The 13504-nt window shown below is 65.7% G+C and carries 10 protein-coding genes; 9 read left to right on the forward strand and 1 reads right to left on the reverse strand.

Annotated features, from left to right (window positions below):
* Window positions 1-195 precede the first annotated feature (195 nt).
* The 8 genes from msrB (at window position 196) to XI05_RS09690 (ending at window position 12214) form a co-directional block, all read left to right on the forward strand.
* The gene (gene msrB, locus XI05_RS09655; RefSeq protein ID WP_172785248.1) at window positions 196-708 is read left to right on the forward strand and encodes a peptide-methionine (R)-S-oxide reductase MsrB; all 513 of its coding nucleotides are present in this window, start codon (window positions 196-198) and stop codon (window positions 706-708) included.
* 178 nt (window positions 709-886) lie between these two features.
* Window positions 887-3145 carry a flagellar hook-basal body complex protein gene (locus XI05_RS09660; RefSeq protein ID WP_271500904.1) on the forward strand — a complete coding sequence of 753 codons (2259 nt, stop codon included), beginning with the start codon at window positions 887-889 and terminating at the stop codon, window positions 3143-3145.
* A 35-nt stretch (window positions 3146-3180) separates the two neighbouring features.
* Window positions 3181-5064, forward strand: a complete 1884-nt coding sequence (gene flgK, locus XI05_RS09665) for a flagellar hook-associated protein FlgK (RefSeq protein WP_271500905.1) — start codon at window positions 3181-3183, stop codon at window positions 5062-5064.
* A 21-nt stretch (window positions 5065-5085) separates the two neighbouring features.
* Complete coding sequence (locus XI05_RS09670; RefSeq protein ID WP_271500906.1) at window positions 5086-6969, forward strand: flagellar protein; 1884 nt, start codon at window positions 5086-5088, stop codon at window positions 6967-6969.
* 72 nt (window positions 6970-7041) lie between these two features.
* Complete coding sequence (locus tag XI05_RS09675; protein ID WP_212260287.1) at window positions 7042-7827, forward strand: hypothetical protein; 786 nt, start codon at window positions 7042-7044, stop codon at window positions 7825-7827.
* A gap of 10 nt (window positions 7828-7837) precedes the next feature.
* A complete protein-coding gene (locus tag XI05_RS09680) occupies window positions 7838-9466 on the forward strand; it encodes a hypothetical protein (protein WP_271500907.1) in 1629 nt (542 codons plus the stop codon).
* A gap of 1 nt (window position 9467) precedes the next feature.
* Window positions 9468-10721, forward strand: a complete 1254-nt coding sequence (locus XI05_RS09685; protein WP_271500908.1) for an ATP-grasp domain-containing protein — start codon at window positions 9468-9470, stop codon at window positions 10719-10721.
* Window positions 10718-12214: a pyridoxal phosphate-dependent decarboxylase family protein gene (locus tag XI05_RS09690; RefSeq protein WP_271500909.1), complete on the forward strand. Its 1497-nt coding sequence runs from the start codon at window positions 10718-10720 to the stop codon at window positions 12212-12214. The genes XI05_RS09685 and XI05_RS09690 overlap by 4 nt, the downstream gene beginning before the upstream one ends.
* Before the next feature lie 74 nt (window positions 12215-12288).
* Here the strand turns inward: XI05_RS09690 and flbT are convergent, their stop codons facing one another.
* Window positions 12289-12732, reverse strand: a complete 444-nt coding sequence (flbT, locus tag XI05_RS09695; RefSeq protein ID WP_271500910.1) for a flagellar biosynthesis repressor FlbT — start codon at window positions 12730-12732, stop codon at window positions 12289-12291.
* Between the two features lie 320 nt (window positions 12733-13052).
* Between flbT and XI05_RS09700 the strand changes: the two genes are divergently transcribed.
* On the forward strand, window positions 13053-13504 hold a 452-nt coding region (locus tag XI05_RS09700; protein WP_442869251.1), incomplete at its 3' end, for a flagellin N-terminal helical domain-containing protein.

Here is a 13504-nt window from a genome sequence, read left to right on the forward strand (position 1 = left end):
CGGCCCGCGCCGTGCGCCGCCCGGCGTGCGGCCGCGGCCGGCGCCACCGCCGAAAGCTGCGGTCGGGGCCGCGGAACCGGTCGTGCAGGACGACCGCGTCTCGCAATAAGTTGAGCGAAATTCCGCCCCAACGTGTAACGTCGGCCTCAGAAGCCCGTATCTCAGGGCGTGGACTTCCCGCGCACGGAGAATGACATGCTTGACCGCCGCATCCTGCTCACGACTGTCGCCGGCCTGTTCGGCCTTACGGCCTTCCGCTGGCTGAGAGGAACACCTGCCGAGGCCGGCGAGAAGGCCGCGCAAAAGTTCGAGATCACGAAGACGGAGGCCGAATGGCGGGCCCAGCTCACGCCGCAGCAATATGAGATCCTGCGCAACCACGGCACCGAGCGGCCCGGCTCCAGCCCGCTCTTGAAGGAGCACCGCAAGGGCATCTTCGCCTGCGCCGGCTGCGACCTGCCGCTGTTTGCGTCCGAGACCAAGTTCGAGAGCGGCACGGGCTGGCCGAGCTTCTATGCGCCGATCGAGGGCAATGTCGGCAAGACCGAGGACCGTACCTACGGCATGGTCCGCACCGAGGTGCATTGCCGGCGCTGCGGCGGCCATCTCGGCCATGTCTTCGACGACGGGCCGAAGCCGACCGGATTGCGCTATTGCATCGATGGTTTCGGGCTGGTCTTCCACCCGGCCGCGGCCTCCGCCACGTAAGGAAAGCCCCGGCAATTGTTGCCGGCCCGGCAATTGTGCCCCGGTCATCCGGCCGGGGGCTGTTCGTTTAAGTCATTGATTTCCTGAAGTTTCCCGCATTGGCATAGCCCTTGCGACTGTCTCCTCCGATTGCGGCCATGGTCGACCGGCCGCCGAGATCGGATTTGGAGACAAAGTTATGGGTATCTTCGATGCAATGAACACCTCGGTGGGTGGCCTGCAGGCGCAGTCCTACGCGCTGCAGAACATTTCCGGCAACATCGCGAACTCATCCACCACCGGTTACAAGGGCATCGGCACCAGCTTCGTCGACCTCATTCCGGACTCCTCGGTTCCTAGCAAGCAGGTCGCGGGCGGCGTGACGGCCAACGCCAAGGCGACCATCACCACGCAGGGCACGATCTCGGGCTCCACCGTCGCCACCAACATGGCGATCACGGGCGACGGCTTCTTCTCGATCCAGAAGGCGACCGGCGTCGTCGACAACGTTCCTGTCTTCAGCGGCGTCACCTATTACACCCGCCGCGGCGACTTCCAGCTCAATGCCAACGGCAATCTGGTCAACGGCGCTGGCTACTACCTGATGGGCGTGACGGTCGACCCCAAGACCGGCAACCCGACCGGCAACGTTGCGAACGTCCTGAAATTCCAGAATAACTTCATCCCCGCCCAGGCGACGACTTCGATCCAGTACGCGGCCAACCTGCCGACCCAGCCAAACACTGCGGCGAGTTCGACCGCCCAGCCCGGGACGCTGCTGGCGGCTGGCGGCCTAAACCCATCGGATTTCGCTGCCAACCCGCTGCCGGTCGGCACGCCGCCCGCGCCCTACACCAACAACACCGCCTCGGGCGCCGCGGCCACCGGCAACATTCGCTCGCCCTATTCGTCGACGACGAACACCGGATCGGTCGGTCTCCAGAACAACTCGTCGGCGGTGGCATCGACGACGACATCGCTGGATGCCTCCGTCGGCACGCATCTGGCATCGAGCATCCTCACGGCACTGAGCGGCCAGACACTGACGATCAACGGCAACACGATCACTTTCAACGCCGGCAACACGGTCACGCTCGGTACCAATTCCACCATCGGCCTCGGTGCGGGCACGCCCGCGACGGTTCAGGACATTCTGACCGCAATCCAAAACGCCGGCGGCGCCGGCGTGACGGCTACGCTGAACGCCAGCGGCAACATCGTGATTTCGAGCGGCACCACCACGGATGTGGCGGTGAACAGCGGCACCGCGGCTACGGCGCTCGGTATCACCAGCGTGACGCGCGGCGGCAACGTGCTGTCATCGCCCGCGATCTCGGGATCGACGGTGCTGAGCGGCAGCGCTACGGCAGGCGGCGCCCAGGTTCTCTCCTCGGGTTTTTCGGCGGGCCCGCCTGCCGACACGATCACCGTCAACGGCCAGACGCTGACCTTCATGGCTTCGGGTGCGAGCGGTCCGAACCAGATCAACATCACCGACAACATCACGACTCTGCTCAGCAAGATCGATGCGCTCTCAGGCGCCACCGGCTCGTCTGTCAGCGCCAGCGGCGTGATCACGTTGAATACGGGCACCGTGTCCAACCTGACGGTTTCCAGTTCCAACAGCGCCGCCTTCGCGGCGCTCGGCTTTACCTCCACCATCACCAAGAACCGCAACGGCGGCGGCACAGCGGGTACGGGAGGCGTGATCGGCAACGACATCGCGACCTTCACCAAGGAGTCGATCAGCGGCGGCGCGGTGACCGCTTACAACGCGGCCGGTACGCCGGTGAACCTGCAATTGCGCTGGGCCAAGACCGACAGCGCCTCGCTGGGCGCAGGTCACTCCGACAGCTGGAATTTGTTCTACCAGACTGATCCGAACGCGACCGGCACCACGGTCGGCTGGGTCAATACGGGCCAGGCCTTCACCTTCGCTTCCGACGGATCGCTGACCACGCCGGCCGGCTCCGGCATCACCATCAACAATGTCAGCGTCAGCGGCCAGTCGCTCGGTTCCGTCGCCTTCAACATCTCCTCGGGCGGGCTGACGCAATATGCCAGCACCAGCGGCGCGGTCACCATCAACACCATCACGCAGAACGGTTACGCCGCCGGCCAGTTGCGCTCCGTTGCCGTCAACAACAGCGGCCTCGTGGTCGGGACGTTCTCCAACGGCCAGAACCTCAATTTGGCGCAGGTCTCGCTCTCCCACTTCAATGGCACCAACTACCTCAAGGCGATGGACGGCGGCGCTTATGCGGCGACCGAACAATCGGGCGCGGCGATCGACGGCGCGTCGGGAAGCATCAGCGGCTCGTCGCTGGAAGGCTCGAACACCGACATCGCCGACGAATTCACCAAGCTGATCGTGACCCAGCAGGCCTATTCGGCCAACACCAAGGTGATCACGACGGCGAATTCGATGGTGCAGGATCTCCTCAACGTGTTGCGCTGATCGGCGCGTAAACGTAACCAAAGGCGGTCAGTGACATGGGTTTGAGTTCAGCCCTCGCCAGTGCGATGAGCGGCCTGCGTGCCAACCAGGCCGCGCTCTCGATCGTCTCCTCGAACGTCGCCAATGCGCAGACGCCGGGTTACGTCGTCCAGACGCCGAACCAGATCGAGGTCACCACCGGCGACTTTGGCTCGACCGCGATGACGACCGGCGTCAGCCGCGAGCTCGACGCCTATGTGCTGAACCAGCTGCGCACCGAGACGGGCGGCAGCGGTTACGCCGACCAGATGGCCAACATCCTGAAGCAGCTTCAGAATGTCTATGGCACGCCCGGCAACAGCGGCACGCTCGAAACCGCGCTGAACAAATTCACCACGGCGCTGCAGGCGCTGTCGACCAGCTCGGGGGCGTCGTCGGCGCAAACGGTCGCGCTCGGTGCGGCGCAGGCGCTCGCCACGCAGCTCAACGTCACCACCAAGGGCATCCAGTCGCTGCGCTCCAACGTCGAGCAGGATCTCGGCACCTCGGCAGCAGCCGCCAACGCGGCGATGCAGAAGATCGCCGACATCAACACCAAGCTCCAGGGCCTGTCGGCCAACGACCCCTCGGCCGCGACGCTGATGGACCAGCGCGACCAGGCCATCAATACGCTGTCGAAATATGTCGACGTCCGCATCACCACCGACGGCTCGAACCAGGCCAACATCTACACCACGACCGGCATCCAGCTGGTCGGCGCCGGGCTCGCCTCGGAATTCTCCTTTGCCTCCGCCGGCGCGCTGTCGGCGACCTCGCTTTACAACATGGACCCGACCAAGTCGGGCGTCGGCAAGCTCAACATCAAGCTGCCGAACGGCTCGCAAGTGGACGTCGTTGCCAACAACGTGGTCTCGTCGGGGCAGATCGCGGCCGACCTGAAGCTGCGCGACGAGACGCTGGTGCAGGCGCAGAACCAGATCGACCAGCTCGCCGCCACGATGGCGAGCGCATTGTCCGACAAGACCACGGCCGGCAGCACCGTCTCCGGCCCGCCGGCCGGTTTCGACCTGGAGCTTGCCGGCGCGCTGCCCGGCAACACCGCCAACATCACCTACACCGACACGGCCACCAACACGCAGCGCCAGATCACGCTGGTCAACGTGACCGACCCGGCGGCGCTGCCGCTCCAGAACGCGACGAACGCGAACCCGATCCGGATCGGCGTCAATTTCGCCGGAGGCATGAGTGCGATCGCGTCCGCGCTGAACACCGCGTTGCCGGGCGCGCATCTGTCGTTCTCCGCCGCCCCTTCGCCGGCGACCGCGACGACGTTGCGGGTGACCGACGACAACACCGGCCTTGCCAAGGTCAACTCGGCCTCGACCACCAAGACGATCTCGTCGCTGACCTCGGGCAATCCGCAGCTGCCGCTGTTCACCGACGGCGGGCAGGCGCTCTACACCGGCGCGATCACGGCATCGGGCTCGCAGATGACCGGCCTTGCCGGCCGCATCGCCGTCAACACGCAGCTGGTCGCCGACCCGACCAGGATGTCGGTCTACAACACCTCGCCGGTGACGCCCGCGGGCGACACCACGCGTTCGGACTATCTCTATTCGCAGCTCACCAGTACGGTGTTCTCCTATTCGCCGCAGAGCGGCCTCGGCTCGGCGCCGCAGCCCTTCACCGGCAGCGTCTCGAACTTCCTCCAGCAGTTCCTGAGCGTGCAGGCCAACGCCGCGACCCAGGCGACGCAGCTCCAGCAGGGCCAGAGCGTCGTGGTCTCGACGCTCCAGGCCAAGTTCGACTCGACATCCAAGGTCAATCTGGACTCGGAGATGTCGAACCTGATCCAGCTGCAGAATGCCTATGCCGCCAACGCCCACGTCATGTCGGTGGTGCAGAGCATGATGAACACGTTGATCCAGGCTCAATTGTAAGCAGTAACAGGGCTCTGAAACATGTCGATCAGCAGCATCAACTACTCCTCGTCGGTTCTCGGCGCGCAGATCCGCAACATCAATCAGCAGCTCACCGATCTGTCGACGCAGCTTTCGACCGGCAAGCTGTCGCAGAACTATTCCGGCATGGGCACCAACGAGGGCTTTGCCATCGCGGGACGCGCGCAGCTCTCCAACATCGCCGCCTATACCGACACGATCACCAACGTCAACGTCAGCATCAACCTCGCCAACACCGCGCTGCAATCGCTGACCAAGATCCGCAGCACGGTGCAGACGGGTTCGGCCAATACCGCGCAGGATCTCAACGTCAACGGCCAGACGATCGCGCAGAACACCGCGGCGGCCCAGTTCGGCTCGATGGTCGGCGTCCTCAACACGCAGACCGGCAATCGCTATCTGTTCTCCGGAACGGCCGTCAACACCCAGTCGGTGGCCAATGCCGGCGACATCATCAACGGCACCACGACGCAGGCCGGCTTCAAGACCGTCATGGCCGAGCGCCAGGCCGCGGACTTAGGGGCCAGCGGCATGGGCCGCCTGGTGCAGACGCAGCCGACGGCAAGCTCGGTGCAGGTGTCGGAAGACGTCGCCGGATCGCCGTTCGGCCTCAAGATCAAGGCGGTGTCCTCGACGCTATCAGGCGCGACCGTCACCGGCCCGAGCGGCTCGCCGGTGTCGTTCTCGGTCGATCTCAATGGCGTCAATCCGAACAACGGCGACAAGCTCAGCATTCAGTTCACCCTGCCGGACGGCTCGACCGAGCAGATCGACCTGACGGCGTCCTCGGCGACGCCGACGCCGCTCGGCAGCTTCGCGATCGATGCGAGCACGCCCGTCAACCCGAACAACACCGCCGCGAACCTCAACACGGCGCTGAACACCGCGATTCAGAAACTCGCCAACACTTCGCTGGTGGCGGCATCGGCGGTCGTCGCGGGCGACAACTTCTTCAACACCGCGAGCTCTGCGATCGGCACGCCCGTCAACAACCAGGCGGTGCCGCCGGCCCCGGTCACCGGCGCGACGGCGCTATCGGGCGCGACCCCCTCGGACTCGATCTCGCCGGGCTTCGTCGCGGGCGATACCATCACCGTCAACGGCACCACGCTGACCTTCGTGGCCTCGGGCGCGACCGGCAACCAGCTCAACGTCACCGACAGCATCCAGGCCCTGCTGACCAAGATCGACGCGATCACCGGAACGTCGAAGCCCTCGACGGTCCATGGCGGCTCGATCACGATCAATACCGACGATGCGGCGAGCCTCAACATCACGACGTCGAACACCGGCGCGCTGAGCGCGCTCGGGTTCGCCGCGACGCCGGTGACCGCCACGCAGCCGCCGCTGCGTGTCGGCTCCTCGCCGGCGAGCTCGGCGACCACGCTGGTGAACGGCTCGGCCAATACGGTGAAATGGTATTTGGGCAATGACGGGCCCGGCTCGCCGCGCTCGACCGCGATGGCGCGGGTCGACGATGCCGTGACGGTGCAGTATGGCGCCCAGGCAAACGAGGATGCGATCCGCCGCCAATTGCAGGCGATCGCGGTGTTCGGCACCTTCTCGACCTCGCCGACGGGGCAATATTCGGGCGGGCAGGTCTCGGCGCTGAGCCTGCGGGTGACGCAGGCGCTGACCCAGCAGCCCGGACAGCAGCGCATCGAGGACATCCAGACCGACATCGCGATGGCCCAGAACACGATGAAGGATGCGAGCACGCGCCAGACCCAGGCCAAGGCGCAGCTCCAGACCATCATCGACCAGGCGGAATCGGCCTCGCCCGACCAGGTCGCGAGCGAGATCCTGGCGCTGCAGAACGCCCTGCAGGCGTCCTACCAGGTGACCTCGAACCTGGCGCAGCTCTCGCTCGTCAAGTTCCTGTAAGGAGGCGTTAACACGCCGTTAACCAGGCCTGTTTACCTCTTGGTGAGGATTGCAGCGGGGGCTGAGCGGTCGATGTCGGACAAGATGCAGCTGGTGGTGGCGACGCCTTGCTTCGGCGGGCAGGTGTCGAGCATCTATGCGAGCTCGATCTTCGCTTTGCAGCGGGCCGTGCACGGCATGTCCAATCTCGAGCTCAAGGTTCTCCTGCGCGACGGCGACGCGCTGATCACGCGGGCGCGGGCCAACCTGGTCGCGATGTTCCTGGATGATCCCAAGGCGACGCATTTCCTGTTCATCGATGCCGATATCGGCTTCAAGCCGGAGCAGGTGTTCCGGCTGATCGAATGCGGCGCGGATGTCGTCGCCGGCTGCTATCCAATCAAGCGGGTCAACTGGGACAAGGCCGCGCGTGCGATCCAGTCGGGCCGGGCCGACGTGCCGGCGGCCTCGCTCGACTACGTGCTCGAGATCGAGGATCCCGACCGCATCGTGGTTGTCAACGGATTCACCCGCGTGCGCTATGCCGGCACCGGCTTCCTGATGATCCGGCGTCATGTCCTGGAAGCGATGTGCCGCCACCCGGACTACGCGAACCTTCGGTTCTTCCGCGAGCATTCGCATGATGCTCTGGCGGCGAGCCAGAACCGGTTCGCGCTGTTCGAATGCATGATCGATCCGGCGACCGGCACGTATCTGTCCGAGGACTTCGCCTTCTGCAAGCGCTGGACCGACATCGGCGGCGAGATCTGGGCCGACATTCAGAGCCCGCTCGACCACGTCGGGCCGTCGGTGTTCCACGGCGACATCGCCTCGCAATTCACAGCCGCGCCTGCGGCGGCGGCCGATGCCGCGGCGTGAGCCCTTCGGGATGAGCGACGGCGCATCCGCTCGGTCGCAGATGCAACGCGCCGCCGCCGGCGGTTCGCGCTATCGCCTGCGCGATCTCTTCACGCCCCTCGACACGCTGCTCGTGTCCGGCGGAGATCCGCGCCTGGCGCTCGATCCCAGCGATCGCGCCAACGCCTATGGCTGCGCGGCTTCACCGGAGCCGGAGGTCTGGAATTTCGCCTCCTCGACTGCCTCGACGATCTCGCAGGCGGCCTATGACCGCGCCGCGCTGGCGCGCGAGGAGCTGATGCACAAGTGCCTGTTCGACGAGGTCGAGGTCGCTTTCGATGCACGCTGCGAGGACCTGCGCGACGAGCTGCGCGGCCATCTCCAGCTCTCGCCGCGCGTCGACGTGGTGTTCTCGCCGTCCGGCACGGACTCCCAGCTTCACGCCCTGTTCCTGGCGCGCTCGATGCTCGGCGCGCGGCCGGTGACGATCGTGATCGGCGCCGACCAGACCGGGAGCGGCACGACCCATACCGCGCGTGGACATCATTTCAGCGGCCTGACGGCGAGCGGCTTTGCGGTTCGCAAGGACGGCGCGGTGGCGGGGCTTGCCGGCGCCAGCATCCCGCTGCCGTTGCGCGCGCCGGGGGCCGGGATCGCGATGCGCACGGACGCCGATGAGGCGGTGCTGCATGCGGTCGAGGCCACCATCGCGCAAGGCGCGCCCGTGCTGCTCCAGATCATGGATTCCTCGAAGCTCGGATGGCGTGCACCGAGCGCGGCCTGCCTCGACGAGATCGCGCGGCGCTGGCCGCGCAAGGTCCAGATCGTCGTCGACGCCTGCCAGGCCAGGCTCGGCCGCCGGCGGCTGCGCTCTTATCTCGACCGCGGCTATATGGTGCTGATCACCGGCTCCAAATTCTTCGGCGGACCTGCCTTCAGCGGTGCGTTGCTGGTGCCGAAGGGCCTGTCGCGGTCGCTCGACCGCGTCGAGGGGATCGCGCCTGGAATCTTCGATTACGCCGGCCGCTGCGATTGGCCGATGGCCTGGACGGCGCTGCGTTCGCGCTTCGAGCGCCGCCCGAATTTCGGTCAATGGCTGCGCTGGGAGGCGGCGCTGGCCGAGATCGGCAGCTACTACGCTGTGCCCGGCGCTTTCCGCGCCGGGATGCTCGCCGAGCTCGCTGCCGGCATCGACAGCATGATCTCACTGTCGCCGTCGTTGCGCTCTGTTCCAGCCGCGACCGACGTGGCCGGCATCGACGATGAGGAATTCGTGCAACCCACCATCTTTCCGTTCACGCTGCTGCGCGACGGCAAGCCGGTTTCTATTGCCGAGACCACGGCCGTTCATCGCGCGCTGGCGCGTGACGTCAGCGCAGAGATCAGCGGCAGCGCGGAGGACCGTCAGGTCGCCGCACAGCGCTGCCTGATCGGCCAGCCGGTGCGGCTGGAGCGGCAGGACGAGACGCCGCAGGCGGTGCTGCGCCTCTGCGTCGGCGCGCGGCTCGTGACCGAGGCCTGGTCGCCGGACAGGGCGGAGACGCAACGCAACGTGCAGCACCTTCTCGACCAGATCGCCCACGTCCTGGTGAAGATCGAGCTGTTGCTCGCCGGTGGCGCAGCCGCTTCCGTGCCGGTAAAGTCCGCGTTCGAGGTGTGAGATGCAGCATCCGGTTTCAGCGCCGATCGGCCTGACCGCGGCGAACTATGCCGACCGCATCGGCTTTGCGCAACTGACGCGCCGGGCCTTCGAAGGTGTCGATCTGCATCCGTTGCGCGACCAGCTCGTCGCGCGCATCGCAGCAGGGACTGCGCTAGCGGGCGAGGGGCTGGACCTGTCTTTGATCACCCAGCTCCTGGGCGATAAGGATCGCGGGCTTGCGATCCAGTCCGAGGTGCTGGCCTTCCATCAATTGTTCCGAACGCCTAGCGCCGCCCCGAAGCCGGGCCTGCGCCTGCTCGCGCTTGCGGCCGATATCGACATGGGCGGCAACACGCCGATCGATTTCCTGCTCGAAGGCTCCGATGTCGAGCTGTTGACTCTCTATGTGATCAAGGGCGTCGGTTTGCCCGAGACCTTGCCGGAGCATGACGTGGCCATCGTGGTCGCGTCCGATTCCGAGGAATGCCGCGAGGCGCTCGCGCTGATCGCAGAGGCCGCACCGCACTGGCCGCGGCCGCTGCTCAATCGCCCCGATCGCATCGGCAATCTCGATCGCGACAAGCTTTATCGGCTGCTGACGGACGTGCCCGGCCTCGACATTCCCGCGACCATTCACGCAACGCGGACGCAATTGTCGGACCTCGCGCAGGGGCGGATCGCATGCGCCGACATCGCAGGCGAGTTGCACTTTCCGATGATCGCGCGGCCGCGCGGCTCGCACGCCGGCGTCGGGCTCGCGAAGCTCGACGATGCGGCGGCGCTCGTGGCCTATCTCGCCGAACGGAAGGAGCAGGACTTCTTCGTCGCACGCTTCGTCGATTATGTGAGCCCCGACGGGCTCTACCGCAAGTATCGCCTCGCCATGGTCGACGGCAAGCCCTACGCCTGCCACATGGCGATCGCAGATCGTTGGGACATCTGGTATCTCAACGCCTACATGGCCTTCAGCGAAGAAAAGCGGGCCGAGGAAGCCGTCTTCATGCGCGACTTCGACCATGCCTTCGGCGCGCGCCACAGCAACGCGCTCAAGGAGATGAGCCGGCGCGTCGGCCTCGATTATTTCATCGTCGATTGCGCCGAGAACGCGAACGGCGAGCTCTTGGTGTTCGAGGCCGACAACACCGCCGTCGTGCACAACATGGATTCGCCGGTCGTGTTTCCCTACAAGCCGCCGCAGATGCGCAAGATCTTTGTCGCGTTCGCGGCGATGCTGTCGCGGCATGTAAAGACGGACACGGAGAGCGCAGCATGAACGAGATCATCCGCAACGCGCAAAGCCCCGTCGCGAATACCTCGCTCGATCCGCAGGACTGGAGCGAGTTTCGCACGCTGGCCCACCGCATGCTGGACGAGACGATCGACGGCATCGCCAACGTTCGTGCGCGCCCCGTCTGGCGGCCGATTCCCGATGACGTCCGCGCGGCATTCAGAGCGGACGTGCCGCGCGAGGCGAGCGATCTTGCCGAGGTCTATCGCGAATTCTCCGAGCATGTCGCGCCCTATGCGACCGGCAACGTCCATCCCGGCTTCATGGGCTGGGTGCATGGCGGCGGCACCGCGGTCGGCATGCTCGCGGAGATGCTCGCCGCCGGCCTCAACGCCAATCTCGGCGGCCGCGACCACATGCCGATCGAGGTCGAGCGCCAGATCGTCGAGTGGATGCGCCGCCTGTTCCTCTTTCCCGAGAGCGCGAGCGGCATCTTCGTCACGGGCACGTCGATGGCCAATCTGATGGCCGTGCTGGTGGCGCGCACCACCGCGCTCGGCACGCTGGCGCGGCAGCACGGCATCGGCAATGACGGTGCGCTGCTCACGGCCTATACGTCGCAGGCAGCGCATGGCTGCATAGCGAGGGCGACGGACATCGCCGGGCTCGGCACGGATGCACTGCGCAAGATCGCAGTCGATGCCGATCATCGCATCGACGTTGCCGCATTGCGCGCGCAGATCGCCGTCGATCGCGAGGTCGGCTTCAAGCCGTTCCTGGTGGTCGCATCCGCCGGCACGGTCGATATCGGTGCGATCGACGATCTCAGGGCGATCGCTGAGCTGTGCCGAGAGGAAGGAATCTGGTTTCACGTCGACGGCGCTTTCGGTGCGCTCGCGATCCTGGCGCCGGAGCTTGCGCCGCTGCTCGGCGGCATCGAGCTTGCGGATTCCATCGCACTCGACTTCCACAAATGGGGGCAGGTGCCGTACGACGCAGGCTTCCTGCTGGTGCGCGACGGCGAACAGCATCGGCAGGCCTTTGCGCAGCCGGCTGCCTATCTGAGCCGCGAGGCGAGGGGGCTTGCGGCGGGCGCGGTCTGGCCCTGCGATCTCGGTCCCGATCTGTCGCGCGGCTTCCGGGCGCTGAAGACGTGGTTCACGCTGAAGACGTTCGGCACCGACCGGCTGGGTGCGGCGGTTGCGCGGAGCTGTGCGCTCGCAAAGTATCTGGAGACGCGTGTGCTGGCCGAACCGCGGCTGGAATTGCTGGCGCCGGTCAATCTCAACATCGTCTGCTTCCGCCATCGCAGCGGCGATGCTGTCAATCGCGAGATCGTCGCCGACATCCAGGAGTCCGGCATCGCCGCGCCATCGAGCACGACGCTGGACGGAAAGCTCGCGATCCGCGCGGCGATCGTCAATCACCGCACCGAGGAGGCGGACATCGATGCGCTGGTTGCGGCCGTGCTGCAGTTCGGTGGACAGCGGAGCGGCGGAGTGATCGAAGTCGATGCGCCGCCGCTCGCAGCGCGATAGCTTGACGAACGCCTGAAAACAACAACGGCCCCGAAGGCGATCCGGGGCCGTTGTCGTTGGCGCGAACGCCCGTATCAGGCGGCGGCGGTGCTGACGTCGTCCTTGTCCGCTGCCGCCTTGGGATGGGCGGCCTCGAACTGGTTCCGCAGCTTCTCCTCGTAGGCGATCAGCTTGCGGGCTTCCTTCAGCGCCCGGTAGAGGTCGCCGTTCAGGATGTTGTTGTTGATGCCTTCGATGATCGGCCAGGAGCTCGGCACCGCCGTGACGATGTCCCGCACCAGATTGAAATAGGTGCCGTGCTGGGTCTGCGGATCCGGGGAGATGTACATGAGCTGGACCGCCAGATAGACGAGCTTGGCGGGCGTGTCGGCGGTCTCCGGCGTGAGGATGTCGCGTTCGCGCAGGATCGGCACGTTCTCGCCATCGATCAGGAGGCGGGCCCGCTGGTCCGTGTTGGTGATCACGGAATTGCCGACGATGATGCGTTCGTGCGGTTTGAGCTCGACCTTGAGGGCCATTCCTGTTCTCCATCAACGCTTTCGTAACCGAGCGTTCGTTGCGGCCTATCAGGTCGTGATTCTCGCTCGCAACTAGTTAACGAGCTGTAAATTCGAGCTATTCCCGCCAAAAAGCTGAATGCTTTCAATAGCGGGATTGGTGCGGCGTTGCCGCCATGCGCACCGCTTCCGGGACCGAATCACGCGTGACCGGGCAAAAGCGCGGATTTCATTTCATGTTTCGTTAGAGGTCTCGGCGGCACGGTCCGCCGTCGCTGGGTCCATCGCGATCCAAGCAGACGTGTAACAGTAGCGTCGTTTACCAGAAAGGTAACAGAGTCATGTCCGGTATCGTCCTCTCCGCGTCGGTTCGTCAGAACCTGCTCTCCCTCCAGTCCACCGCTGACCTCCTCGCCACCACGCAGAATCGTCTGTCGACCGGCAAGAGCGTCAACTCGGCCCTGGACAATCCCACCAACTTCTTCACCGCCCAGTCGCTCGACAACCGCGCCAGCGACATCAACAACCTGCTCGACGGCATCGCCAACGGCGTGCAGGTGCTGCAGGCTGCCAACACAGGCATCACCTCGCTGCAGAAGCTGATCGACTCCGCAAAGTCGATCGCCAACCAGGCGCTGCAGACCACCGTCGGTTATTCCACCAAGTCCAACGTCTCCGCCACCATCTCCGGTGCGACGGCGGCCGACCTGCGTGGCACGACCTCCTATGCCAGCGCGACGGCGAGCAGCAACGTCGTGTATAGCGGCGCTGCCGGCGGCACCACCGCGGCAAG

It is taken from the genome of Bradyrhizobium sp. CCBAU 11357, from assembly GCF_028128865.1.
Lineage (GTDB): Bacteria > Pseudomonadota > Alphaproteobacteria > Rhizobiales > Xanthobacteraceae > Bradyrhizobium.